This is a genomic window from Pseudomonas sp. SIMBA_041 (genome assembly GCF_046535095.1).
In the GTDB taxonomy this organism is placed as follows: domain Bacteria; phylum Pseudomonadota; class Gammaproteobacteria; order Pseudomonadales; family Pseudomonadaceae; genus Aquipseudomonas; species Aquipseudomonas mucoides.
In genome coordinates this window covers 17,811-42,385 of sequence record NZ_JAWRXJ010000005.1, presented here as the reverse complement: position 1 = coordinate 42,385, position 24,575 = coordinate 17,811, and the positions used below count along the sequence as shown (strand labels likewise).

General features: G+C 58.7%; 20 protein-coding genes, 1 tRNA gene and 2 pseudogenes. 8 read left to right on the top strand and 15 right to left on the bottom strand.

The genetic code is table 11. From position 1 onward, the window contains the following. Positions 1-263 precede the first annotated feature (263 nt). The 5 genes and pseudogenes from SB725_RS12830 (at position 264) to SB725_RS12810 (ending at position 3,957) form a co-directional block, all read left to right on the top strand. On the top strand, positions 264-764 hold the full coding sequence (locus tag SB725_RS12830) for an outer membrane beta-barrel protein (RefSeq protein WP_027921460.1): 501 nt from the start codon (positions 264-266) through the stop codon (positions 762-764). Between the two features lie 75 nt (positions 765-839). Further along, positions 840-1,274, top strand: a pseudogene (locus SB725_RS12825) (response regulator); the annotation flags it as partial. A gap of 141 nt (positions 1,275-1,415) precedes the next feature. After that, positions 1,416-3,200 (top strand): DUF1538 domain-containing protein, encoded by a 1,785-nt coding sequence (locus SB725_RS12820; RefSeq protein WP_410921877.1) that lies wholly within the window; start codon positions 1,416-1,418, stop codon positions 3,198-3,200. Continuing rightward, the gene (locus tag SB725_RS12815) at positions 3,197-3,559 is read left to right on the top strand and encodes a P-II family nitrogen regulator (RefSeq protein ID WP_027921461.1); all 363 of its coding nucleotides are present in this window, start codon (positions 3,197-3,199) and stop codon (positions 3,557-3,559) included. The genes SB725_RS12820 and SB725_RS12815 overlap by 4 nt, the downstream gene beginning before the upstream one ends. After that, entirely contained in the window at positions 3,556-3,957 is a 402-nt protein-coding gene (locus SB725_RS12810; protein ID WP_059181166.1) for a hypothetical protein, read from the top strand. Before SB725_RS12815 ends, SB725_RS12810 begins: the two co-directional genes overlap by 4 nt. Before the next feature lie 74 nt (positions 3,958-4,031). Here the strand turns inward: SB725_RS12810 and SB725_RS12805 are convergent, their stop codons facing one another. The 11 genes from SB725_RS12805 to SB725_RS12755 form a co-directional block, all read right to left on the bottom strand. After that, on the bottom strand, positions 4,032-5,054 hold the full coding sequence (locus SB725_RS12805; protein WP_027921463.1) for an ABC transporter permease: 1,023 nt from the start codon (positions 5,052-5,054) through the stop codon (positions 4,032-4,034). 160 nt (positions 5,055-5,214) lie between these two features. Next, positions 5,215-6,780, bottom strand: a complete 1,566-nt coding sequence (locus tag SB725_RS12800) for a sugar ABC transporter ATP-binding protein (RefSeq protein WP_410921874.1) — start codon at positions 6,778-6,780, stop codon at positions 5,215-5,217. A 70-nt stretch (positions 6,781-6,850) separates the two neighbouring features. Beyond that, on the bottom strand, positions 6,851-7,777 hold the full coding sequence (locus SB725_RS12795) for a sugar ABC transporter substrate-binding protein (RefSeq protein WP_027921465.1): 927 nt from the start codon (positions 7,775-7,777) through the stop codon (positions 6,851-6,853). 154 nt (positions 7,778-7,931) lie between these two features. Then, positions 7,932-8,984 (bottom strand): Gfo/Idh/MocA family protein, encoded by a 1,053-nt coding sequence (locus SB725_RS12790; protein ID WP_410921871.1) that lies wholly within the window; start codon positions 8,982-8,984, stop codon positions 7,932-7,934. 63 nt (positions 8,985-9,047) lie between these two features. Continuing rightward, the gene (locus tag SB725_RS12785; protein ID WP_027921467.1) at positions 9,048-10,058 is read right to left on the bottom strand and encodes a Gfo/Idh/MocA family protein; all 1,011 of its coding nucleotides are present in this window, start codon (positions 10,056-10,058) and stop codon (positions 9,048-9,050) included. A 40-nt stretch (positions 10,059-10,098) separates the two neighbouring features. Continuing rightward, on the bottom strand, positions 10,099-12,030 hold the full coding sequence (gene iolD, locus SB725_RS12780) for a 3D-(3,5/4)-trihydroxycyclohexane-1,2-dione acylhydrolase (decyclizing) (protein WP_410921869.1): 1,932 nt from the start codon (positions 12,028-12,030) through the stop codon (positions 10,099-10,101). Positions 12,031-12,166: 136 nt separating this feature from the next. Continuing rightward, positions 12,167-12,988: a TIM barrel protein gene (locus SB725_RS12775; RefSeq protein WP_027921469.1), complete on the bottom strand. Its 822-nt coding sequence runs from the start codon at positions 12,986-12,988 to the stop codon at positions 12,167-12,169. A 25-nt stretch (positions 12,989-13,013) separates the two neighbouring features. Then, entirely contained in the window at positions 13,014-14,516 is a 1,503-nt protein-coding gene (locus SB725_RS12770) for a CoA-acylating methylmalonate-semialdehyde dehydrogenase (protein WP_027921470.1), read from the bottom strand. Positions 14,517-14,560: 44 nt separating this feature from the next. Then, positions 14,561-15,370: a 5-deoxy-glucuronate isomerase gene (gene iolB / locus SB725_RS12765; protein ID WP_410921868.1), complete on the bottom strand. Its 810-nt coding sequence runs from the start codon at positions 15,368-15,370 to the stop codon at positions 14,561-14,563. Next, positions 15,367-16,260, bottom strand: a complete 894-nt coding sequence (iolE, locus tag SB725_RS12760; RefSeq protein ID WP_059181170.1) for a myo-inosose-2 dehydratase — start codon at positions 16,258-16,260, stop codon at positions 15,367-15,369. Before iolE ends, iolB begins: the two co-directional genes overlap by 4 nt. A 149-nt stretch (positions 16,261-16,409) precedes the next feature. After that, positions 16,410-18,347: a bifunctional 5-dehydro-2-deoxygluconokinase/5-dehydro-2-deoxyphosphogluconate aldolase gene (locus SB725_RS12755; RefSeq protein ID WP_027921473.1), complete on the bottom strand. Its 1,938-nt coding sequence runs from the start codon at positions 18,345-18,347 to the stop codon at positions 16,410-16,412. Between the two features lie 310 nt (positions 18,348-18,657). Here SB725_RS12755 and SB725_RS12750 point away from each other — a divergent pair, with 310 nt between their 5' ends. Together SB725_RS12750 and SB725_RS12745 are read left to right on the top strand one after the other, a co-directional pair. Next, positions 18,658-19,578 carry a MurR/RpiR family transcriptional regulator gene (locus SB725_RS12750; RefSeq protein WP_027921474.1) on the top strand — a complete coding sequence of 307 codons (921 nt, stop codon included), beginning with the start codon at positions 18,658-18,660 and terminating at the stop codon, positions 19,576-19,578. Between the two features lie 179 nt (positions 19,579-19,757). Then, positions 19,758-20,873 carry a Gfo/Idh/MocA family protein gene (locus tag SB725_RS12745; RefSeq protein ID WP_059181172.1) on the top strand — a complete coding sequence of 372 codons (1,116 nt, stop codon included), beginning with the start codon at positions 19,758-19,760 and terminating at the stop codon, positions 20,871-20,873. 319 nt (positions 20,874-21,192) lie between these two features. Here SB725_RS12745 and SB725_RS12740 read toward each other — a convergent pair. The 3 genes from SB725_RS12740 to SB725_RS12730 form a co-directional block, all read right to left on the bottom strand. Next, positions 21,193-21,268: transfer RNA gene (locus tag SB725_RS12740), tRNA-Met, on the bottom strand. Between the two features lie 49 nt (positions 21,269-21,317). Continuing rightward, positions 21,318-21,614 (bottom strand): DUF2513 domain-containing protein, encoded by a 297-nt coding sequence (locus SB725_RS12735; RefSeq protein WP_027921476.1) that lies wholly within the window; start codon positions 21,612-21,614, stop codon positions 21,318-21,320. Between the two features lie 211 nt (positions 21,615-21,825). Beyond that, positions 21,826-22,044 (bottom strand): hypothetical protein, encoded by a 219-nt coding sequence (locus SB725_RS12730; protein ID WP_027921477.1) that lies wholly within the window; start codon positions 22,042-22,044, stop codon positions 21,826-21,828. Between the two features lie 445 nt (positions 22,045-22,489). On the opposite strand from SB725_RS12730, the pseudogene SB725_RS12725 reads away from it, so the two are divergent. Further along, positions 22,490-22,994, top strand: a pseudogene (locus SB725_RS12725) (DNA cytosine methyltransferase); the annotation flags it as partial. A 161-nt stretch (positions 22,995-23,155) separates the two neighbouring features. Here the strand turns inward: SB725_RS12725 and SB725_RS12720 are convergent. Next, positions 23,156-24,502 (bottom strand): hypothetical protein, encoded by a 1,347-nt coding sequence (locus SB725_RS12720; protein WP_410921867.1) that lies wholly within the window; start codon positions 24,500-24,502, stop codon positions 23,156-23,158. Positions 24,503-24,575: the final 73 nt, after the last annotated feature.

Sequence of the window (24,575 nt, the reverse complement as noted above, 5' to 3'; positions counted from 1 at the left end):
TTCTCCGCTCCCCCGAATGGCCAACATTGCTTATTTCTCAGCCGAAGGGACCAGCATGCGCTATCGATTGAATTCATTACCGCTCAAACAAAAGATCTTCTTTTGCCTGGCCGCGTACCTATGTGGCGTCGCGTTAGCCTGGCTGATTGACAGCTTATAACGCACACAAAATATCAATCATTGATTTCTATCAACCTTCGCGATCACTCAAATTCTTGGCGTTCACCTCACCACCGACAACCTGTAGAAGGACTTCACCTCACATGTTATTTCGAAACCTTGGCTTCGTTTCGCTGCTTTCGTTACTGTCTTTTCAGGCATTGGCGGATGACAAGGGTTTGTATCTTGGCGCCGGCGTCAGCAGCATTGAAACCGACAAATCCCAGCTGAGCGATGACGACACCAGCTATAAGGTTTTTGCAGGCTATCGCCTCAACAGTTATCTCGCGTTCGAAGGCGCATTTGTTGATCTCGGCCAATTCGAAGACAAGGATCTTGATTTCGATGGCAAGTCAGTTCAGGCCGCGGCCCATATCGGCTTTCCGATAGGCGATCGCGTGCGAGTATTCGGTAGTGTCGGTGCTCACGCTTGGGATGCTGACGGTAATGCCAGCGATGACGACACTGGCGTGGACCTGACCTACGGGGCCGGCGTTGAATTTGATGTATTTCGCAACATTGGTATCCGTGCCGAATATGAAGTACTGGAAGTTGGTGAAATCGATCTGAATCAAACAACGGCCTCTGCTTACATTCTCTGGTAATGCGCAGTTGAATTGAGCGGCCCTGTGGGTCGCTCGATTCAAACCCTCGAAACCCTCTTCCCGACCAAGAAGCCGATGATCGACTACGACCTTTTAAGTGACGCCGAGCGAGCGGCAATCAACGCCGCCATTCAGGCCCCGGGATTGCCACTTCAAACAGCCTTGATCGTCGACGATGACGACGCCACACGCGAGTTGCTGGCCGAAATTCTTCAAGTCAATGGCGTCGCGTGTGTGACGGCTGACAGTGTCGCCGAGGCTTTGTGTTTGTTGGAAATCGACAGTTCGATCGGGCTGGTGATTACTGACTTGCATATGTATCCGCTGGGTGGCTTGGCGTTGATTCGCGAGATCCGCAAGTCCGAGTGGGCGGATCTGCCCGTTGTGATCGTTTCCGGAGATGCAGAGGTTCGAGATGCCATTGAGGCCATGCATTTGAATGTGGTCGACTTTCTGTTGAAGCCGATTGATGCGTACGAGTTGATTAACCTGGTTCAGTTCGAACTGGGTTTCAAGGGAACGGGCTCACATCGAGTCACTCCTCATCTCCCCTGCTACGCTGATGACTCAACGGAGGTCTGGGAACACCGCGACAAAGACGAGACCGCCTGATGGTCGAACACCCGTAGATCAACCTCAACAGATGACTCTATGAAAGACACCATTCGTTACGCCGAATACTTGCATAAGATCGGAGCAGGTCGCCGCGAAATCCCCATGCGTGAACTGGTCTGCGCACCGGTTCGCGATGCCGATGGCCACTGGCAGGCCGCCCCTCACAAAGCAGTGAAATTACGTGGCGGCGAGATCGCCGCCATCCTCAAGCCTTATCTCAATGTCCGTTTTATGGAGCAGCTTAGCGCCGTGGTGCCGCTGGCCCTGTACCTGGTGCTGTTTCAGATCATCATCCTGCGCCAGTTGGTTGAGGACTCGGTGCTTGTCACGGCAGGCCTGTTCGCCGTCATCGTCGGACTGATGCTGTTCATGGAAGGCCTGAAACTTGGCCTGATGCCTTTCGGCGAAATCATCGGCAGCAACCTTCCGCGCAAGTTATCGCTGCCAGTGGTGTTGCTGGTGACCCTGCTGCTGGGCATCGGGGTGACGTTCGCCGAGCCCGCTATCGGTGCGCTGCGCGCCGCCGGGCAGAACGTTTCGGCAGAGCGCGCGCCCTACCTCTGGGCGATCCTCAATCAATGGACCAGCGCACTGGTTCTGGTGGTGGGGGCCAGTGTCGGTCTGGCAGCTGTCATCGGCACGCTGCGCTTCCTCTACGGCTGGAGCCTGAAGCCGCTGATCTATTTATCACTGGCGCCCGTTCTGCTGCTGACGGTGTACATGAGCAGTGATCCTGAGCTGGCAAAGATTATCGGCCTGGCCTGGGATGCCGGCGCGGTCACCACCGGGCCGGTCACTGTCCCGCTGGTGCTGGCGTTGGGCATCGGCATCGCAGCGGCTGCCGGCAAGGGCGGTTCCGGGCTGTCCGGATTCGGTATTGTCACCCTCGCCTCATTGTTTCCCGTGATCGGCGTCATGCTGCTGGGCCTGTACGTCGCGGCCATCTCTTCGCCGGCAGACATCATCGCCGCGGCGCAGGCGGCGGCCAGCGCCGGACAACTGGCGGCTGACTGGCACACCGTCAGCCCCGGACTGGAGATCGTTTCCGGGCTGCGGGCCATCGTGCCGCTGGTGATATTCCTGCTGATCGTCCTGAAACTGCTGCTGCGCCAAAGCCTGCCACGGCGCGGCGAGATCTTCCTCGGCATCGCCCTGACTGTGGTGGGCATGTGCCTGTTTAATCTCGGTCTGACCTATGGCCTGTCCAAGCTGGGAGGCAGTGCGGGCTCGCTGATTCCAGCGGCCTTCATGCAGACGCCGGGTTCGGACGACTCCCCGCTCTACCGGTATGAGGTGGGGTTGGTACTGGCCCTGGTTTTCGCCTGGGTGCTCGGGTATGGGGCGACCGTCGCCGAACCCGCGCTGAATGCGCTCGGCGTCACCGCCGAGACACTGACCAACGGTTTTATCCGCAAGCGCGGCCTTATCCGTGCTGTATCGATAGGTGTCGCCTGCGGCATTGCCGTGGGTGTGGCCAAGTTGGTGTTCGGCCTGCCACTGGTCTGGCTGGTGGTGCCGCCCTACCTGTTCGCGGTGGTACTGACGATTTTTTCGACCGAAGAATTTGTCAACGTGGCCTGGGATAGCGCGGGTGTCACCACGGGGCCGATCACCGTTCCGCTCGTTCTGGCCATGGGCCTGGGACTGGGCAATGCGACCAACGCCGTCGAGGGTTTCGGCATTCTTTGCATGGCCTCCGTCGGCCCGGTCATCAGCGTCATGCTCCTCGGACAGTGGGCGCGTTTCCAATTGTGGAGACAGACAAAGGCCGCCGCGGAACAACCTGCGAAGCAATTAATGGGCACGGGAGAAGCAGGATGAAAGCTGAAGGAATTACCTACCTCACTGACGTTGCACTGATCACCTGCATTGTCCCCGTCGGGCGCGCAGATCTGGTGATCCGTGCGGCCCAAGGCATGGGCGCGCCAGGTGCCATCGTCTACCACGCCAACGGGATCGGCCCCCGTGAGCGACTCGGCCTGCTCAGCATCGCCATCGATGCGGAGAAGGAAGTAGTGAGCCTGCTGGTCGCCGCCGACTACCAGGATGCGGTACTGGAGGCGATCTATCATGCGGCCAATTTGAATGTTCCCGGAGCTGGAATGATCTATGCGACCCCCGTGGAAAAAGTCGCGACCTACATCCCCCGCGAGATGCTGAAACAGGAGAATGCCTCGTGAGTCTGGTGGTCGCAGGCGTACCGGGTGGGGCTGCAAAACTCATTACCTGCGTGTTGCCCGACGATGGCACTGAGCGCACGCTGCTGCAGCTATTGCGAGAGACACATGGCATTACCCGCGCGGACAGCGTCAATTGCCGAGGCGTGGCCATACTGCAGGCCGCCAAAGCACCCCGCGACGAAGTGCCAGAGGCGGTGCTCACCCGGGTAGTCAATGTGGTGGTGGAAGTAGCCCAGGCTGAAGAGGTGTTCGACTTCATATGCGTAAACGCCAGGCTGACCGAGCCTGGCAGAGGGTTGATGTACATGACGGCGTTAAATTTCGCTACGGCAGTGGCGATGCCTGAGGGAGTAGCGGAAGAGCAAGGAGCGATACCCATTCGCTCGGAGCGCCAATAACCCCCCCAATCGATCAACGATCGGGGTATTGGGAAGCGAGAGCCAGAACAGGCTCCCGCTGTTCGCAGTCCATTTCAGCGCTTGAGTTTGCGCTTGTTGCGGTATTGGTCGATGACCACTGCGACCACGATGATCAAGCCCTTGATGATGTCCTGGATGTAAGCATCGACGCCGACGAACGTGAACCCGCTGGCCATCACGCCAAGAATCAGTGCGCCGATGACCGTGCCGGTGATGCGTCCAACCCCGCCCGCCAGGCTGGTCCCGCCGATGACCGCTGCGGCAATCGCGTCCAGCTCATAGGACATGCCCATCCCGGCCTGCCCAGTGGCAGCACGGGCCGAAGCCACCACGCCCGCCAGTCCTGCCAGCAACCCAGCAATGCTGTAGACGATGACCAGATGGCGCTTGACGTTAATACCGGACGTCCGCGCCGCCTGCATGTTGCCACCGATGGCATAGGTGTATTTACCGTACTTGGTGTAGCGCAGTGCGATGTGGAAGATCACCGCCACTACCAGAAAAATGATCACCGGCATCGCGCCATGACCAATGGCAGTGTAGGAATCCGATAGCATGCTCACCGGCTGGCCTTCGGTGTAGTAACGCGCCAGGCCACGGGCAGAGACCATCATGCCCAAGGTGGCAATGAACGGTGGAATCCCGGTGATCGCAATGATGCTGCCGTTGATGGCCCCCGCCAGCAGTCCGACACCGAGCCCGACAATTACGGGGATCCACACCGGCAAGTCAGTCAGCGACGGGAATACCGCCCGAGTAAAATCAGAGGTCTGCGCCAGGCTGGCCGCGATCATCGCCGACAAGGCCAGCACCGAACCAGACGACAGGTCGATACCGGTGGTGATGATGACCTGAGTCACGCCAATCGCCAGCAGACCGATGATCGACACTTGCAGGATCATCAATACCAGCCGCTGGGAGTTCATCAGAAAGCTCTGGTCGCGCACGATCCAGCCGAAAATCTCGAACACCAGGCCGATGCCAATCAGCACCAGGAAGATGCTCAGCTCGGTCGGAAAGCGCCGGCGACTCTTGACCTGTGCGGTTGCCGGTTTGTTTTCCAGTATCGCGTTCATAACCACTCACCCTTCAAATGAAATCAGTGTGGCGAGGGAACTTGCTCCCGTTCGAGTGCGCAGCGCTCGCCAGTTCTACGGTCAATCCGAGACATTGGGGCCGCTTGGCACCCCGGCGGGAGCACCCCCCCTCGTCACAGAAACCGTGCTCACCCTTGATTTAATGACACGGGGACATTCCCGAGGCCAGTTGCAGCACTCGTTCCTGAGTCGCTTCGCTGCGGTCGAGGGTGCCCATCAGGTCGCCCTCGTGCATGACCATTACCAGGTCGCTCATGCCGAGCACTTCCGGCAGCTCCGAGGAAATCATGATGACGGCCATGCCTTCGCTGGCGAGGTAGGAGATAAGGCGGTAAATCTCGGCCTTGGCGCCGACATCGATACCGCGGGTCGGCTCGTCGAGAATCAGGATGCGTGGGTTGGTCATCAGCCAGCGCGCCAACAAGGCTTTCTGTTGATTACCGCCCGACAAGGTATCGATGCACTGCTCCAGTGAGGGGGTTTTTACCCGCAGCTTCTTGCACATGTCTTCGCACAAGACCCGCAAGGCTTTTTGCTGGATGAAGCCGTGGCCGACGTAGTGCGGCAGCACCGCCATTTCCATGTTCTCCAATACCGAGAGGCATGGGAAAAGGCCGCTGAGCTTGCGATCCTCGGTCAACAAGGCGAAGCCCTTCTCGATCGCCATGTGCGGATCGCTGATGCGCACCACCTCGCCATCGAGACGCATCTCGCCACTGTCGCTTGGGGTAATCCCGAAAAGCGCTTCGGCAACGTTGGTCCGGCCGGAGCCCATCAACCCGGCAATGCCAAGGATTTCCCCGGCATGCAGGTCGAAAGAGACACCTTTGAAGATGCCATCCAGCGTGAGGTCGCGCACCGACAGCAGCAAATCGCCAATCGGCTTTTCACGCACTGGAAACAACTGGCTCAACTCACGACCGACCATCATCGAAATCAGGCTATCGCTGTCCATGCTGTCGGCCCGCTGCAGGCCTATGTAGGCGCCGTCGCGGAACACCGCCACTTCATCGGCGATAGCGAATACTTCGTTCATTTTGTGGGTGATGTAGATGATGCCTTTGCCTTGGCTTTTGAGGTCGGCAATGATCGAAAAGAGGTGGGCGACTTCCTTGTCGGTGATGGCCGAAGTCGGTTCGTCCATGATCAGGACGTCGGAGTCGTAGGACACCGCTTTGGCAATCTCGACCATCTGCCGCTCGGCGATGCTCAGGTTGCCCACCTGCTCTTCCGGATCGAGGTTGATCCGCAGGCGTTCCAACAGTTTCGCCGTACAGCGGTGCATTTCCCGGTGGTCGACCATGTGGAAACCGTTGAGTTGTTCACGGCCGATCCAGATGTTCTCGGCGATGCTCATGTGCGGCATCAGGTTGAGTTCCTGATGGATCATCGCGATCCCGGCCTGGAGCGCAGCCAGTGGCGTTTCAAAAACCACCGGCTTGCCCTTCAGGCGCAGTTCACCGGCGTCGGGCTGGTAGATGCCGGCAATGATTTTCATCAGGGTGGATTTGCCGGCGCCGTTTTCGCCCATCAGGGCCAAGACAGAACCGGGGCGTACCCGAAGCTGCACATCGGACAAGGCCACCACACCGGGAAACCCCTTGCTGACGTTGATGATCTCCAGCAGGTACGGCTCATCGACAGGTGTTGCAGTTGGCTGGATACCCACCAACGGGGGGCTCGAAGCAGTCGCTGAAGCGAACATGATCAGGTACTCCATCAGCAAGGTCGCGGTCGCAACCTTGCGTATTTATTGTTGTTATTGAACGGACGGGCTATTTGAACGTGTCGACGTTTTGCGGGGTGATCAAGCGGTACGGCACCCAAACGGCCTGTTCAACCGGCTCGTTTTTGGCCATTTTCACGGCGGTGTCGATGGAGCCGTCGGCCTGACCCTTGGCGTCCTGGAACACCGACACCGTCATGTTGCCTTTCTTGATCGCGTTCAAGCCGTCCGGCGTACCGTCGACACCTGCGATCAGGACGCTGCCTTTGTCGACGCCAGCCTGTTGAAGTGCCATCGCGGCACCGATCGCCATTTCGTCGTTGTTGGCGATGACCGCGTCAAACTTGCGGCCCTGGGTCAGCCAGTCGTTCACCAGGGTCATGCCCTTGTCTCGCAACCAGGTACCGGTCTGCTCTTGCTCGATCTTGATGTTCGGGTATTTGGCCAGTACGTCTTTGACGCCCTTGGTGCGGTTAGTGGTGGAGTTGTTCGCGAGGTCGCCCAGCAGAATCACGATGTCACCCTTGCCGCCCATCTTGTCAGCCAGGTACTGCATCTGCATTTCCCCGGCTTCCAGGTCGTTGGAGGCGACAGTCACGACGCCTTTGGGCAGCTTCAGGTCATCGGGGCGGCGGTTGACGTAGACCAGCGGGATGCCGGCCTTGACGGCGGCTTCGGTGATTTTCCGGGTGGCGGCGGTATCCACCGGGTTGACCACGATGGCATCAACCTTCTGGCTGATGAAACTTTCTACCTGACTCAGTTGCTTCACCACGTCGCTGCGAGCGTCTTCGAATTGCAACTGCACGCCCTCGGGATAGGACTTGGCTTTTTTGTCCATGGATTCGCGCAGGTAGGTCAGCCAGGTGTCATCGAACTGGGACATGCTGACGCCGATTTTCATATCGGCGAGCGCCGCGCCGCTGGCGAACATCAGGGACAAGGCAAGAGAGGCAAAGCGGATCTTGGTCTTCATGAAAAGTCTTTCTCCACATTCTTGTTGGTTTTATGGATGAGGCGTGACGATTTCAGTAAGCAGGCAAGCGCAAAGGGTTGAAACGGGTCGCGAGGCAGGTCGCTGAAAATGACTTTATTGGAAAATAATTTCCATATCAACTCATTTTAGAATTTTATTCTGATTTTGTTCCATGACGCTTGAACGGGCTCAACTCCACCACTTGATGCCGCTCGAAACTCAGTCGCGCAGCGTCTAGCACGCGGGTGGTCGCCAGTGCGTCATAGGCGTCCACAGGCAGCGGGCCACCGCTGTGCAACGCGACTTGCAGCTGTAAATAGAACTGATTCCAGCAACCGCGCTCGGACGGAACCCGTTCGCGCCGTTCGCCCTGTTCAAACCAGCCCCAGCGGCGATGCTCTTCAACCCCCCAACGTTCACCTTCGGACTTTGGCGAGAGCCCGGCGAGTGCCAATGCTTCTTGCCCGTCCAGGCCATCAACGCTGTAACAGCCTTGGGTGCCGGTCACCCGAAAGCGCGGGCCGGGAGTGCTTTGCAGGCAACTGCCGCCCAAGTGTGAGGTCACGCCACTGGCATGGGTCAGGGACACAAAGAAGCCGTTATCGAAAACCTGGCCTTTTTCCAGGTACTCCAGTTCGGCGTAGACCTTTGTTACCGGGCCGAACAACAGCAACGCCTGATCCACCAGGTGGCTACCCAGATCGCGCAGGAAGCCGCCGCCACTGCCGTTGTTCACCGCCTGTGGTGAGTAACGTTCGATCCGCGATTCAAAACGGGTGACCTGGCCCAACGCACCGGATTCGATGAGTTTGCGCACGGTCAGGAAGTCCGAGTCCCAGCGACGGTTCTGGTAGACGCTGAGTTGCACGCCCTGGCGCTCGGCCATGGTGATCAGGGTTTGCGCTTGCTGCGCGTCAGCGGCAAACGGTTTGTCGCTGACCACCGCCACACCGTGTTCGATGCCGTCGAGTACCAGCGCCGGACGCCCCTTGAGCGGAGTGGACACCACCAGCACATCGATCCCGGCCTCCACCAGTTGGCCGATGCTGTCGAACGCTGGCACCCCAGGGTGCTCGGCCGCCAGCAACTGTCGGCGCTCTGGCGAACGGGTGACCACCCCCACAAACGTCGCCGTCGGCAAACTGCTGATCAGCGGAGCATGGAAAAACCGGCCGCCATGGCCGTAACCGACAAGTCCGATACGCATGGAATATTCTCCTTATAGAACGCGGACCCTGTGGGAGCGAGCTTGCTCCTACAGGGAGGCCGGTTAGCCGTAGAAGTGCGGGCGATCAGGGAGAGCCACGTTGACGATCGCCCCGCTGTTCTGCGCCTCGATGCACGCATCTGCAGCGACTGCGGCTGCAAACCCGTCCCACGCTGACGGCCCCCCCACCTGCCCGGCGCGTACGCCATCGATGAACGCCTGCAACTCCACGTCATACGCGGCGATAAACCGATCCTTCCAGTCCATCAGAATCGCGTTGGACAGCTTCGCCCCGCTGCGCAATTGAACCTGCGAAGGCTCCGGCAATTTGGCGATGCCGGTCTCCCCCACCACTTCGCACTGGATGTCGTAGCCGTATTGGCAGTTAACGAACACTTCCACGTCGATGCGCGTGCCCTTGGCGGTTTCCAGCAATACGATCTGCGGGTCTTTCAGGTGCGCGAGGGCTTTGCTGGTCTTGCGCGGGAATACGACCTGCACCGAGACGTAGTCGTCATCGAGCAACCAGCGCAACACATCCAGCTCATGGATCAGCGTGTCGGTGATTGCCATGTCGGTCTTGTAGTTTTCACCCACGGTCGGGTTGCGGTGCGCGCAGTGCAACATCAATGGCTCACCAATCTGACCGCTGTCGATCACGGCTTTGAGTGCCCGATAGCCTTCGTCATAGGGACGCATGAAACCGACCTGAACCAGGCGCTTGCCGTGAGCCACTTCAGCCTCGACGATTTTGCGGCAGCCTGCAGCGGTGACCGCCAGCGGCTTCTCGCAAAACACCGGTTTACCCGCCGCGATCGCCGCCAGCACAAACTCTTCGTGGCTCGGTCCCCAGGAGGTGACGAGGATCGCTTCGACCTCCGGCGCCTTGATCAGCGCGTGGCCGTCGGGATAGACCTCGGCAGTCAGCTTCAGGTCGGACACCACATTGGCGGCCTGTTGCAAGTTGATGTCGGTGACGGCAACGACCTGGCTGTTAAGCAAGGTTTGACTGCAACGACGGATATGGTCTTGGCCGATGGCCCCGGTGCCGATGACTCCAAGCTTCAAAGACATGAAAAGACTCCTAGATGTGTTGTTGTGCGTTTCAGGGCAATCAGTACTGACGGGCCTTGGCCAGTCGTTCGTTCAGGGTCTTGGCCGCGGCATTGGTGCGGGCGCTGGTGGAGACTTGCGCCACGCCGACCCGCCACCACGACAGGTAGCCGTGAATCATGGTTTTGGGCAGGACCTTGATGTCGATCAGCGTCGACACGGTCTGCAAGCGCGCATCGGCCAATGCGGCTTGCAGCGCTTCGACCGTGTTCACCTTGTAGGTCTTGCAGCCATAAGCCGCCGCGCTCATGGCGAAATCCACCGGCACGAAACCGCCGTCGAGCTTGCCGGTTTCCGGGTTGCGAAACCGGAACTCGGTGCCGAAGCTGTCCATGCCGTTGCCCATCTGCAGGTTGTTGATGCAACCGAAGGTCATGTTGTCGAGCAGCACCACGTTGATCTTGCGGCGCTCCTGGATCGAGGTCGCCAGTTCAGAATGCAGCATCATGTAAGAGCCATCGCCAACCAGCGCGTAGACCTCTCGTTCAGGCTCGGCGAGCTTCACACCCAAGGCGGCGTTGACCTCGTAACCCATGCAGGAATAACCGTACTCGACGTGATAGGTGTTCACCCCCTTGCTGCGCCAGCTGCGCTGCAAGTCCCCGGGCAAGCTGCCGGCCGCGGCGACGATCACCGCGTCGTCGGCCAGGGTTTTGTTAAGCACGCCGAGCACGCGGCTCTGGGTCAGGCAGGAACCGGTCAGCTCGATGAATTCACGCAATACGGCCGGGTCCATGTGGTCGTTGATTTCCGGGACGAAATCTTTCGCCTGGTATTCGACCTGATAGATCCGGTCGACTTCTTCGTCCAGTTGCACCTTGGCCAGATGCGGTTGGTCGCCCCACGCGGAGCGGTAATCGCCCAAGGCTTCAGCCAGGGCTTGCAAACCGACTTTGGCGTCCGCCAGCAGTTGCGCGCCGTCGAGCTTCAGGGCATCGCAGGGGCTGATATTCAGGTTGAGAAATTGCACGTCCGGGTGTTGGAACAGGGATTTCGACGCGGTGGTGAAATCGCTGTAGCGGGTGCCGATACCGATAATCAGATCCGCGTCCCTGGCCAACAGATTCGCCGCCAGGCAGCCGGTTTCACCGATCCCGCCGACGTTCAGCGGGTGGCTGGACACCACCGCACTTTTGCCGGCCTGGGTTTCGGCGAAAGGAATATCGAAGCGCTCGGCAAACGCCTGCAAGGCCGCATTGGCGCCGGAGTAACGAACCCCACCGCCGCAAATGATCAGCGGCTTGCGCTTGCCTTTGAACAGTGCCAGCGCATCACCGAGCATCGCTTCAGTCGCCGGACGACGCTCGATGCGGTGCACGCGCTTTTGCAGGAAGTAATCAGGATAGTCGTAGGCCTCGGCCTGCACATCTTGTGGCAAGGCCAGGGTCACCGCGCCGGTTTCAGCGGGATCGGTGAGCACGCGCATGGCGTGGATCGCCGCCGTCATGAGTTGTTCGGGACGGTTGATGCGGTCCCAGTATTTGCTCACGGCCTTGAACGCGTCGTTGGTGCTGATGCTCAGGTCGTGGAACTGCTCGATCTGTTGCAGCACCGGGTCCGGTTGGCGGCAGGCGTAAACGTCGCCGGGCAACAGCAGCAAGGGAATGCGGTTGGCGGTCGCCGTCGCAGCGGCCGTCAGCATGTTCGCCGCCCCCGGGCCTACCGATGACGAGCAGGCGTAGATCTTGCGCCGCAGGTGCTGCTTGGCAAAGCCGATCGCCGCGTGGGCCATGCCCTGCTCGTTGCGGCCCTGATGGACGATCAAGTCGCCACTGTCCTGCTCCAGGGCCTGTCCCAGGCCCAGCACGTTGCCGTGACCGAAAATGGTAAAGATCCCGGCGACGAATTTGCTTTGAACCCCATCGACCTCGATGTACTGGTTATCGAGGAATTTCACCAGGGCCTGGGCCATGGTCAGTCGTGTCGTAGTCATAACCGATCCTTCAATAAACGAAGAAACCCTGTGGGAGCGAGCCTGCTCGCGAAGGCCGCGGCACAGTCAATATCGATGTCGCCTGACACAGCGCTTTCGCGAGCAGGCTCGCTCCCACATTTGATCCGCGTTGGCCTCAGGCCAGGGTTTTTTGCAGGTGATCCATGCTCGCCCCAATCGCCTGCTGGATATCCGCCAGGCCATGGACGCTGTCGGCAAACGGTTCGAACGACAGGTAGCCGCTATAACCGCTGCTGAGCAAAGCGTCGATTTGCGCCGCGTTGCCAAGAATGTCGCCCTCGCCCACCAGCACCCGATGACCGTCTCGAATGGTCGCCAACGGGGCCTCGGCATCCTCGACGCCGGAGATGTGCACCAGCCCGGTCAGCTCGGGGAAGCATTCATGTTCGCCAGCCAAGTGGTGATGAAAGGTGTCATGCACCAGACGGAACACATCCAGCCCGCCGATGGCCTTGATCGCGTCCACCGCTGTGCGCTTGCGGCGCAGCGAGCACTCTTCGAACCCCAGCGGCTCGATGAAACCGACAATGCCGTGTTCACGCAGGATCGGCGCCAGTTCAGTCAACGCCGTGCGCAGCCCTGAAGCGCGTGCGGCCTCGGTACGCGGATCGGCACGGTCGTTTAGCGGACACATGACCAACCCTTGCGCGCCGCAATCACGGGCATAAGCCGCCAGTTTCAGGGCCTGCGCACGGCGCTCGTCATTCCACACATCAAATGGATACAACGCGTTGATCGACAGCACGGTAACGCCTTTGGCCGCGCACAATTCACGGACGCGCTCGGGTGCCGTGCCGTCCTCGATCTCGACCCCTTTAAGGTCGTTGCGAATTTCGATGGCGTCGGCCTTGAGGGCCACCGCCAACTCGATGAATGCCGGCAGGGACAAGCGTGGGGCGACCATACGGTTCAGGGCGAAACGCAGGGGTTTGCTCATTGTTGTTATTCTCCGCACAGGTGTATCAATTGGCCGTCGGCATGCTGAATTCAGGGCCCTTGGCGATGCTGTCAGGCCAGCGCTGCATCACACTTTTGTAGCGGCTGTAGAAGCGGATGCCCTCTTCGCCGTAAGCGTGGTGATCGCCGAACAGCGAGCGTTTCCAGCCGCCGAACGAGTGCCAGGCCATTGGCACCGGAATCGGTACATTGATGCCAACCATGCCGACCTTGATGGTGCGGGCGAAGGCACGGGCGATGCCGCCATCGCGGGTGAAACAGGACACGCCGTTGCCGAACTCGTGGGCGTTGATCAACGCGACGGCGCTGGCGAAATCCGGCACCCGTACGATGCCCAGCACCGGTCCGAAAATTTCCTGCTGGTAGATGCTCATCTCGGTCGTGACGTTGTCGAACAGCGTCGCGCCGACAAAGAAGCCGTTCTCGGCGCCTGGCACCTTGAAGTGGCGACCGTCGACGATCAGCTGTGCGCCCTGGGCTACGCCTTCGTCGATGAAACCTTCGACTTTGGCCTTGTGCTCGGCCGTCACCAACGGCCCCATGTCACTGTCACCCTTCAGACCGTTGCCGACTTTGAGCTGATCAATGCGCGGCAGCAGTTTGGCAATCAGTGAGTCGCCGACATCGCCCACTGCCACGGCAATCGAAATCGCCATGCAGCGCTCGCCGGCCGAGCCGTAAGCCGCGCCGATCAGGGCATCCGCTGCTTGATCCAGATCGGCATCGGGCATGACGATCATGTGATTCTTCGCCCCGCCCAGTGCCTGCACACGCTTGCCACGCGAGGTGGCTTGCTGGTGGATGTATTCGGCAATCGGTGTCGAACCGACAAAGGAAATGGCCTCGATGTCCGGGTGCTGCAGCAGGGCGTCGACCGCGGTTTTATCGCCCTGGACCACGTTGAACACTCCATCGGGCAAACCGGCTTCGCTCAACAGGCGGGCCATCAGCACACTGGCGGACGGATCGCGCTCGGACGGCTTGAGGATGAAGCAGTTACCGGTGATCAGCGCCAGCGGGATCATCCACAGCGGCACCATCACCGGGAAGTTGAATGGCGTGACGCCGGCGCACACACCCAGCGGCTGACGCAGGTTCCAGTTGTCGATGCCGCCGCCGATGTTGTCGCTGAACTCGGTTTTCAGCAGGTTCGGCGCACCACAGGCGTACTCGACGATTTCGATGCCCCGGGTGACTTCGCCCTTGGCGTCCGAAAACACCTTGCCGTGTTCGCGGCTGATGATTTCTGCCAGCTCATCGTGATGTTGGTCGAGCAATTCCTTGAATTTGAACATCACCCGAGAACGGCGCAAGGACGACTGTTCGGACCAGCCCGGAAAGGCTTTCAGGGCCGAGGCGACGGCTTCGTCTACGGTCTTCTGGCTGGCCAGCCCGACGCGCGCCTGGACGCTGCCGGTGGCCGGGTTAAAGACGTTGCTGAACCGTTCGCTGCTGCTGTCCAGCACTTGACCGTGGATGTAATGGCCGATGATCGGGGCATTGCTCATTGATCGTGTTCTCCGTGCAGAAGTTGGAATTCAGGCTGTCTGGTTCAGAGATCCAGCAGCCAGCTGTGCTGCGGATCGTTATGGAACTGCCAGACACGTTTCGGTCCGGCCATCACGTTCAGGTAATACGACTCATAGCCGTACGGAACGCTGACCGGGTGGTACCCCTTCGGCACGACCACCAGGTCGCTGTTTTCCACGGCCATGGCCTGATCGATGCTGCGATCATCGGTGTACACCCGCTGAAATACGAAGCCCTGGGGCGGGTTGATCTGGTGGTAATAGGTTTCTTCGAGAAAACTCTGGTGCGGCAAATCGTCGGTGTCGTGCTTGTGCGGCGGGTAGCTTGAGGAGTGACCCGACGGCGTACGCACTTCCACCACCAGCAGCGAATGAGCCGGTTCGGTGTCCGGCAGAATGTCGCAGACGTAACGGGTGTTGGCGTCTTTGCCGCGCACGCTGCGCTTCATGGTGTCAGGTTTGATCAGCCGTGGGCCGAGGCCGTTGCTCACTGAACCGGGCGCGGCGCACACGGCGATTTGCACGTCGCTGAGCGCGACCACTTGCGCCTGACTGCCCGGTGGCAAGTACGCGGCGAAGGGGGATTTGTCTTCGAACACCGACTGACGATCACCGATGTTGTCCCAGTCGAATGCGCCCTGCCCCGGCGCTTCACCCTTGATGCTGAGCCGGCCGCTGAGCAGCACCAGGCACAGCTCTTTATCACCGGCCGACACCGGCAGGGTTTCGCCCAGGCTCAAGCGGTAAGCGGCGAAGCCGACGTATTGCAGCTCACCTTTGCCCAGCTCGACCATGGTCCGGCCACGGGCATTGCTTTTGACCAGCAGGCTCATAGTGCAATCCTCTCGTCGAGCAGTGCGTGCAGGGTGTCGTAGCCTTTTTTGGCGTAGGCATAACTCGGCGCCACCGCTGGATCCTGCTCGGCTTCGACCACCAGCCAGCCGTGGTAATCGGCGGCCAGCAGTACGTCGAGCAAAGCGCCAAAATCGATATCGCCATCGCCGGGCACAGTGAACGTGCCGTTGATGATGCAGTCCGGGAAGCTCCACAGGTTGTTGCGCGCCAACTGCACCACTGGCTTGCGCACGTCCTTGAAATGCACGTGGCAGATGCGTTTGATGTGTTTTCGCAGCACCTGCAAGGGTTCGCCACCGCCCATGTAGCAATGCCCCGAATCGAACAGCAGACCGACTTCACTGCCGGTCAGCGCCATCAGTTTGTCGATGTCGGTCGGGGATTCGACGTAGGCACCCATGTGGTGGTGATAGGCCAGGCGCACGCCTTGGGACAGGGTGAAACGTGCCAGTTCGGTGAGCTTGTCGGCGTATTCCTGCCAGGCGCGCTCGGTGTGGAACTGCGGGCGTTCGACCAACGGGATATGCTGGCCTTGAATGGAGTCAGCGACTTCGCCGTATACCAGCACCTTGGCGCCGTTCTTCGCCAACAACTCGACATGGCTGCCGATGGCGTCGATTTCTTCGGCCACCGAGCGACGGGCCAGACGACTGGAATACCAGCCGGACACCAGCGCCAGGTCATACGGCCGCAGCACGTCACCGACGCCTTTGGCATCCTTGGGGAACTTGCCGTTGAGTTCGAAACCTTCGTAGCCGATTTCCTTGCCTTCGCTCAACGCGGTGCTCAGCGGCGTCTCGCCACCGAGGGACGGCAGGTCGTCGTTGCTCCAGGAGATCGGGTTGATGCCAATTCGAATAGCGGGCATGGCTGCACCTTTTATTGTTTTTTCTAACCAGTAAGAGCGACACAAAACCCTGTGGGAGCGCGCTTGCTCGCGTTGATCTTGGTGCCTTTGAAGGCCCCATCGCGAGCAAGCTCGCTCCCACAGGTTCAGTGTTCGCACATTGAAAATGTTCAGCTTCGGGCTGTGCGCCAGGCATCGATCAGCTCTACAAACGTGTCCTGCACTTGACGGATCAGCGTTTCATCGTCGATTTCACCGGCCATCCACGCGCGGCTCGGCTCCTGGAAAATCGTTCGGCCGACGGCGAAACCACGGCAAGTCTGGCTCTTGCTGGCCTGTTGAAACCCTTCGGCCAATGCTGCGGCCGGCGCATTCAAGCCCAGTAACACCACGCCTCGGCAATACGGATCACGCGCCTGAATCAGCTCGTCGAGTTGCTGCCACTGTTCGGCGCTCTGCGCTTCGATCTTCCACCAGGCCGGGTAAATGCCCAGGTTGTAAAGGCGTTTGAGGGCGCGATACAACACATGCGGATGGGTCGACGGATGATCATTGGGCGGGATGATTTCCAGCAGCAGTTCATGACCGCTGACCTGGGAGGCCTGATACAAACCCTTGATCTGTGCTTCCTGCTCCAGTCGCAGCAACGGCTCGTCGTCAGGGTGGAATTGCACCAGGCACTTGATGATTTGTTCCTGCGGCCAGGCGATCAGGTTGCTGCCGATGGAACGACCATGCTCGAAAGCCAATGGCCGCGAGCCTTGTACTTCAACCGGGCGAGCGACCCACCAGCCGCGACCGGTGGCGGCGTTGAGCGAGTCCTGGCCAAAGCGTTGATCAGCCAACAGCCCGACATCGGCTTCGATGCCTTGCTTGCGCAAATCGGTTTCGACGCGCTCCACGGCCTTGATAAACAGTTGCTTGAGTTCACCGATGGCGCTCAGCTCGCGCCCGCCCTTGTGCGCCAGTTCCACCAGTTGCCTACGATGATCGAAGGCGAAAATGAACAACTGCTTCCACTGTCTGCGCGGCACGCTGACATGATGCAGACGTTGCAACACTTCATCCTGATCAGGCCGGGTTATCGGCACCGGACTGTTAAACAGATAGTCGAGTTCGGCGCGGGTCGGCATGGCCGGGGCGCAAGCGTGGCGGGAGACCACCAGACCACCACAGGCATTGGCCAACTGGCAGCAGCGCTCATCGCTGGCATCTTCCAGCCAACCGGCAAGGAAGCCCGACATGAAGGCATCGCCAGCGCCCAACACATTGAGCACCTCCACTCGCACACCCGGATAAATGGCGCCGTCTTCGAGACGTTCCGGGATCACCCCGTGAATCACCGTGCAACCTTGCGGGCCGAGCTTGACCACCAGGGTCGCAGCGCTCAGCCGCCGGACATTACGTAATGCCGTGAGCAAATCCTCGGAGCCGCCAGCAATCAGAAACTCTTCTTCAGTGCCGACGATCAGGTCAAAACGCGGGAGAATTTTCTGTACGTGCTGACTAACGTTCTGGTCGGCGACGAAACGGGTTTCGCCGTCAGCTTTGCCCGCCAAGCCCCAAAGCACCGGGCGATAGTCGATGTCCAGCACCCGTTTGACGTTATGCTTTTCGGCGTAATCCAGCGCCTGGATGCTCGCCTTGTACACGCCGTCTGTGGAGAAATGGGTGCCGGTGATCAGCAGCGCTTTGCTGGATGCGATGAAGGCTTCGCTGATGTCTTCGGCCCGCAGTGCCATGTCGGCGCAGTTTTCGCGGTAGAAGACCAAGGGAAACGTTTCGCGATCCTTGAGCCCCAGAAGGACCATGGCAGTCAGGCGCTCCGGGTCGACCTTGATGCCGCTGACGTCGCAACCTTCGCGAGCCAGCGATTCCACCAAAAAGCGGCCCATGTGATCGTCACCCACCCGGCTCAGCATCGCCGATTTCATACCCAGGCGCGCCGTGCCAAAAGCGATGTTGGCGGACGATCCACCGAGGTACTTGGCGAAGCTGCTCACATCCTCCAACCGCGCCCCGATTTGCTGCGAATAAAGGTCGACGCCAAGGCGCCCCAGACAAATCAGATCCAACCGACGTCCACTGGCAAAACGAGTCTGGCCCATGCTGGCTCCTGTTATTTTTATCAGCCTGTGTTCGAGGCGATGGCCGCGCCGAACACTCTTGGTGGATGCAGACTAGAACGTACGGGACCGAAATATCAATAATTATTCTATATATTTTTTACATGGAATATTTTTTCCAATAAACTTTGATACGAGCGTTCCAGAGGCAGTGCATCGATTCAGCAAGCTTCACATGGCCGCAAGCTCATGATTTTGTTCGGGCCTACCCTGTAGACTGCGCACAGCCAACCTATTGTCAGGGGACGAGGTGAACCATCGTCCCTATAAGAACAAGCCTGAAGGATTCCCTATGTCCCGCACCGATCAGCCGGCATCGACCGAGAGCACGCCCGAGGGCGATTTCGCCAGCCCCCCGATCAATGCCGAGCGTCTGCTGCAGCTGATCACCAATGAATACGACAGCCTGCCGCGCCAGCTCAAACGCATCGCCAGTTACATGAGCCAGCAAAGCGACCGGATCATGGTCGACCGCATCAGCGACATCGCCCGCGAATGCGAAGTGCACCCGTCGGCCATCGTGCGGTTTTCCCAGCGTTTCGGCTTCAGCGGCTTCAGTGAAATGCAGGCGTTGTTCCGTGAGGCGTATACCCACAAAACCACGCCGGTGCAGAACTACCAGCAGCGCATTCGCAGCATGATCGCCAACAAATCGCAGAAAGCCAGCGGCGGCGACCTGGCGCGCGAGTGCATCGATGCGACCCTGTCGGGCATCGAACGACTGGGGCTGGAACTCGATGACCAGGCCTTCGACAAGGCCGTGGACATGGTGGTGAATGCCGACAACATCTACGTGGTCGGCGTGCGCCGTTCGTTCGCGGTAGCCGATTACCTGGTCTACAACCTGCAACACACCAACAAGCGCATCCACCTGGTCTCGGGACTCGGCGGCAGCTACCGCGAGCAAATGCGCAGCGTGCGCGCCAATGACCTGGTGATCGCCATCAGCTTCACGCCGTACGGCAAGGAGACGCAGCACTGCCTGCGCATCGCCCAGCATCAACAGGCGAAAACCCTGATCATCACCGACAGCAATCTCTCTCCCCTGGCCAAGCGCGCCAACACTCTTCTGCTCGTCAACGAAGGCAGTTCGTTTGCGTTCCGTTCTTTGAGTGCAACCCTGTGCCTGTGCCAGGCGCTGTTTATCGCCGTGGCCTATCGACTGGAGTTGAAGGTCGACGATATTCACGAGCAGGTCGGGTTCGACGACTGACCGAGACGTTGACGTTTGGCTCCGCGCGCAGCGGCTGTCGAGGCAGAACCGAACCCACTGCGCCCAATCACTGGCTGCGATCCAGCAGCCTGATGTAAATATTATTTTCATAAATTGATAAAAAGGAATAAATATTCTATTAATTGGATCTCTGAAAACAAGAATCCAAAGGATCTGTCATGCGCGAACTCGGAATCGGACTTATCGGCACGGGATTCATGGGTCGTGCCCATGCCTTGGCGTTTCGTAACGTCAGTGCGGCATTCGAACTGCCCTTCACGCTTCACCTCGCCGCCCTGGCCGACGCCGACCCCGTTCGTGCGCAAGCATGCGCCACCGCCTGGGGCTTTGAGCACGCCTATGACGACTGGCAGCAATTGGTCGATGATCCCAAGGTCAACCTGATCGCCATCACCACACCCAACCACCTGCACTACCCGATGGCGATGTCCGCTATTCGCGCCGGCAAGGCGGTGTACTGCGAAAAGCCGCTGGCGGTGAACCTTGAACAAGCCAATGCCATGCACCTGGCAGCCAAGAATGCAGGCGTCGTCACGCGTGTCGGCTACAACTACCAGCACAACCCGATCATCGGCCTGGCAAGGGAACTGATACTGAACGGCAGTCTCGGCGAGATCATCAGCTTTCAAGGCGAATTCAGCGAAGACTTCATGGCCGATCCAGCATCCCCTTGGTCGTGGCGCTGTGAGGCCGAACATGCCGGCGGGGCCCTGGCCGATCTGGGTAGCCACTTGCTCGCCATGGCGCGCCATCTGCTCGGCACTGTCGAAGCAGTGTGCGCCGATTCCCAGACCGTGCATCGTCAGCGCCCGGCCACGGCCGGTAGCCTGGAACCGCGTAACATTGCTGTCGATGATCAGACTCATGCCTTGCTGCGCTTTTCCAGCGGTGCGCGCGGTACCTTCAGCAGCAGTTGGCTCAAGCACGGTTACAAGAATCATCTGAGCTTCGAGATCAGTGGTACACAAGGCACCCTTGCGTTCGATCAGGAACGTTTGAATGAGTTACGCCTGTACCGCGCCGGGCAAGACGGATTCCAGCGTTTATTGGCCGGGCCGAACCTGCCCGGTTACGCAGCGTTCAGTCCGGCGCCGGGGCATCAGCTGGGCTACAACGAGTTGAAGACGCTGGAAGTGCATGAGCTGATCATGGCCTTGGCCGGACACGGACAAGCCGGCACTGATTTCGAGCAAGCCTTTGAAGTGGAGCGACTGGCGACGGCGATTCGACTGGCGGCACGGGACCAGCGCTGGGTCAGTATCAGCGAGCTGTGATCGCTGAAAAAGCTGCGCTAAATGGCGGCAGCTTTTCTATCAGTACGGGACACTGAAAATAAAAAAGGGCCGCGAGATAAAATCTCGCGACCCTTTTTAAATATAGGGTCGGGACGGAGTGATTCGAACCTATGATGGCGAGCTAACGACTTCCTAACGTCGACACCCTATTGCATCAATCTCGCTGATTCAGTCTCGCGCCACTCAGAAAGCACTGTCAGATCTGGATGCGCGGGCTGTCGGTGTTTTGTCGTAGCACTGCGATTGCCGGCTTATCAGTGTCCAAGCCTTCCGTGAGGCTGCCCTGGCTGCAGTGGATTGGTTGCGAGGGATGGATTCGAACCATCGACCTTCGGGATATGAGCCCGACAAGCTGACCGCTGCTCTACCACGCATCTGAAACGAAAAAGCCCCGCACGATGGCGAGGCTTAGTAGGAGGAGACTTAATGAAAGTGCTTGAATTCGTACTTGGCGACGTTCGCTCTCATGTCATCAAGCAGGTCATGGCCTCGCCATGTGAGCGAGATCAAAGTCTCCACGCCTGAGGCGTCCACGGTGCTCTCCACGAATGCTTCCTTGACGATGAGCTGGAGTGCATGGGTCGCCTGCTCCTTTTTGACCTGGTCATGAGTGTCGTGACCATACACTACGTTCAGAGCATGCTCTTGAAGAATTCCTTTTCTATTTGCCTGCTCGACTTGCTCAAGAAGTGCCTTGATGTAATTCCAATTCCGCTTCATATGTAAATTCCCTCTGCCGTTTCAGGTCAAATGAGAATAGTCAGGGAATGGAGCACCCATAAAAAAACCCGACGCAGTGGCCGGGTTCAGGGTGTCGTGTGCGTTTCGCGCTACTTATGCAGTCGAATCAAGTCGAGCACCTTCTCGACGTCCACACGAAACCTTAAATCCCTCCCCCTTAAACGTCAGCGCCATTCGCTGAATGAGTCGCTCAGATAGCAGGCGGGAGATTGTTGGTGCCGGCGATGAGCGGGGCATTCATAAAGGCATCCCAGCATTTATAGGCTTCGTGCTGCCTCTTGTTTGCAGCATCCCACTCGGGACCTGAAACACACCTAGATGAAACCAGCGTCATCATTCCCATGGTGGCAGCGTCAAGTTCTAATAGAAGCTGGTGCGACTCAAATCTGAAGTCGTCAATAGAAGCCATTGCCTTTCTCCTGGGCGGAACTCACCGCCATTGAGAAACAGCCGCTCCTCGAACGGTCGAGTACGGTCACCTCAGATAATTCATACAGTCTGACCACTGGTCAGCTTTATCCCTCTCCTTCAAAAGCCAGCCGCTATGGAGGCAAAGGACAGGTATTGCCCATGGAAAACAAAAATCCAGGCCCTGACCATCTCCGATACGACGATACGATCGGACCGGAAGGCCTGACAGTCACGCTCCAAAAATGGGTGGCTTACGCCGAAACCGATAAGTGCTGGTACTTGTCGAGCGAGTCGGACTATCGCGATCTGTTTAACGGTCACCAATACAGCTGGACCACCGGTAGTCTGAAGTTTGAGCTCAAGCTTAGTCAGTACACCGATGATGTCGACGTTGGAACTTGTGTTGCCTGGCTATGCATATATTTGTGGAGAGTAAGCGGATATCTACCATCAGTGCCGGCGGCACGCATCACGCACTGGTGCAGCCGATAGCTACGCCATTTCTCACCGAGTGCGCCAACGGCTCGTCTCAACGGAACTTCAGTGCGGTGGAACCACTGCGCACACAGGTTGCCCAGGTCAAAGGTGGCCACTTCGCGATGGTTGCGGCACACATGACAGCCTTCGGACAGAACGCCGCCGGAAGCTCGCCGGACCAGCCGACACAAACCGTGCTGGCCAGAGCCGCAAGACACGGCGTCGTCGCTGCATTCTTCGAGCAGGCCAATGGCGGGTATTACAAAGGTGACGGCCGATCGGCTTATGACCCGATCTCGACCATCTGCCAATCCGGCGCCAACCAACGACTGGTCAACGCCTACCTGGTGAAGTACTACGGCAACGAGAAGGACGGCATTTCGCTCACTGAGCCGATGCACACCCCTGCCCACGAGGGAACGTGTCGCACTGGTCGAGGTTGTGCAGGTACCGGACACCCTGACTCCGGAATTACGGTATCGAAGGATGTAGTAACCACCATCCACAATCGAATGCGCAGCTCGGCCAAGCCTGATCGCTCTATACAAATGGTACCGACTCTAAAGGTTTAGCCCGAACCTTTTACCTGAAGCGCATATTGAAACGTGGGCTTCCTTGCCCTTGAGACAACCTCAGTGAGCGACCAGTATTTGGATATTCACTGTCTGGTCAGGCTTGACCTCAACCATCAGTACATCGTTGGGCGCATTTCGAAGTATGGCGAGGACCACAATGTTGCCATCCCTTTCGCCAACAAGGGCCGGCTCCTTCGAACCCCGAACAGGTATCAGCGCGGCCTGCCAGTTCTCTTCGGTGAACGTTAGGTAATCGTCGGGATTTACGGAGCCGGCTTTGACGGACAACGTGTCAGCGTTGCCTTGGTCCTTCAGCCTCAGTCGAAGCAACTTGGTAATGTCTAAGTCGGCCTGGACAAAGTCTTTTTTTCCCCAAAACACTTCAACACCAGCCGGCATCTTGTGCGGAGGCGTTGTGAGCGCCGCTTTCAGAAATCCACGAGCGAATTCCTTACCTTGAGGCGAGGAACTAGGGGTCGCATTCATGAGGAAGCTTTTGAGATCCTCATTGATCGCAATCGAGGGTAGCCAGCCTGGCTCCTGCTGCTCGTATTCGGGGACCGAGCCTTGAACATCCTTGGCCAACGGCGGGCCAGGTCGTAAATCTATCCGTGGGGCCCCGGCAAAATTTCCGCCGCCATCCTTAAGGCTGGTGTTCTTTGCAATAGCGTCCCCCTGCGGGACATGTTCAGCCTTAAACCACAGAGCTTTTTCGGCCTTTGTCTGGGCCTCACAAAACTTCCCGATCCGGCCGGTCAGCTCTCCTGGCTCTTTAGGTTTAGTGCTGAGTTTCATCGTTGCTCGATATTGCAGCATTAGGTTGTAAGTCTTTAATGCTGCTTTAGCGCACTTGTCCGTATTCCGGAAAGTCTGGTCGGCGTCGTGAGCCAAAAAACCACCCTGGGTGATGGGATGCGTCCATAACCATTCAGTTGGGCAGAATGGCCAGACCGTATCGCTTTGCCCCGCGTGTGAGTAAGCATCCTGCCTGCCGTGGAGCGCTTGGCCGAACCAACCTTGGACCTTCGGCTCTTCATGTTTGGGTGTTTTTATGATGCTGATTGACTGCGCCTCTGCATATACGGCGCCTTCAGTCACCTCCCGTGCCGAAGGTTCCGCGGGGGGTGGCGTCTTTGAACGAAAATGCATTGCCCTGGTCATCTTACTGGCGCATGTGTTTCGCCATATGCATAGCTCCCAAATCATTGCGTGCTTCGCATCGAGCATGCCGGTATCAGTGAGCTCGTTATTCCGAGCAATTTCCTGACTTTGCTGTAAATCAAAACCAGTCTGGCGGGCCAGCCACCAGGTAAGGCCAAAATGGAAATCGGATTCGTAAGCGCCAGCGGAAAGACTAAGGGCGGCAAGCGCCGAACCTGAAGCGATAGATTTCAACGTTTTCATGTGCGCACACTCAATGAGTCATCATTGATCTAATCGCCGCCCCCGCCGGCGTCTGCGGATGAGTGTAGTACGT

What these genes read in the sequence shown, in the direction of transcription:
- SB725_RS12830 (WP_027921460.1), top strand. Translation starts at nt 264, where the DNA reads ATGTTATTTCGAAACCTTGGCTTCGTTTCGCTGCTTTCGTTACTGTCT.
- SB725_RS12820 (WP_410921877.1), top strand. Translation starts at nt 1,416, where the DNA reads ATGAAAGACACCATTCGTTACGCCGAATACTTGCATAAGATCGGAGCA.
- SB725_RS12815 (WP_027921461.1), top strand. Translation starts at nt 3,197, where the DNA reads ATGAAAGCTGAAGGAATTACCTACCTCACTGACGTTGCACTGATCACC.
- SB725_RS12805 (WP_027921463.1), bottom strand. Translation starts at nt 5,054, where the DNA reads ATGAACGCGATACTGGAAAACAAACCGGCAACCGCACAGGTCAAGAGT.
- SB725_RS12800 (WP_410921874.1), bottom strand. Translation starts at nt 6,780, where the DNA reads ATGTTCGCTTCAGCGACTGCTTCGAGCCCCCCGTTGGTGGGTATCCAG.
- SB725_RS12795 (WP_027921465.1), bottom strand. Translation starts at nt 7,777, where the DNA reads ATGAAGACCAAGATCCGCTTTGCCTCTCTTGCCTTGTCCCTGATGTTC.
- SB725_RS12790 (WP_410921871.1), bottom strand. Translation starts at nt 8,984, where the DNA reads ATGCGTATCGGACTTGTCGGTTACGGCCATGGCGGCCGGTTTTTCCAT.
- SB725_RS12785 (WP_027921467.1), bottom strand. Translation starts at nt 10,058, where the DNA reads ATGTCTTTGAAGCTTGGAGTCATCGGCACCGGGGCCATCGGCCAAGAC.
- iolD (WP_410921869.1), bottom strand. Translation starts at nt 12,030, where the DNA reads ATGACTACGACACGACTGACCATGGCCCAGGCCCTGGTGAAATTCCTC.
- SB725_RS12775 (WP_027921469.1), bottom strand. Translation starts at nt 12,988, where the DNA reads ATGAGCAAACCCCTGCGTTTCGCCCTGAACCGTATGGTCGCCCCACGC.
- SB725_RS12770 (WP_027921470.1), bottom strand. Translation starts at nt 14,516, where the DNA reads ATGAGCAATGCCCCGATCATCGGCCATTACATCCACGGTCAAGTGCTG.
- iolB (WP_410921868.1), bottom strand. Translation starts at nt 15,370, where the DNA reads ATGAGCCTGCTGGTCAAAAGCAATGCCCGTGGCCGGACCATGGTCGAG.
- iolE (WP_059181170.1), bottom strand. Translation starts at nt 16,260, where the DNA reads ATGCCCGCTATTCGAATTGGCATCAACCCGATCTCCTGGAGCAACGAC.
- SB725_RS12755 (WP_027921473.1), bottom strand. Translation starts at nt 18,347, where the DNA reads ATGGGCCAGACTCGTTTTGCCAGTGGACGTCGGTTGGATCTGATTTGT.
- SB725_RS12750 (WP_027921474.1), top strand. Translation starts at nt 18,658, where the DNA reads ATGTCCCGCACCGATCAGCCGGCATCGACCGAGAGCACGCCCGAGGGC.
- SB725_RS12745 (WP_059181172.1), top strand. Translation starts at nt 19,758, where the DNA reads ATGCGCGAACTCGGAATCGGACTTATCGGCACGGGATTCATGGGTCGT.
- SB725_RS12735 (WP_027921476.1), bottom strand. Translation starts at nt 21,614, where the DNA reads ATGAAGCGGAATTGGAATTACATCAAGGCACTTCTTGAGCAAGTCGAG.
- SB725_RS12730 (WP_027921477.1), bottom strand. Translation starts at nt 22,044, where the DNA reads ATGGCTTCTATTGACGACTTCAGATTTGAGTCGCACCAGCTTCTATTA.
- SB725_RS12720 (WP_410921867.1), bottom strand. Translation starts at nt 24,502, where the DNA reads ATGAAAACGTTGAAATCTATCGCTTCAGGTTCGGCGCTTGCCGCCCTT.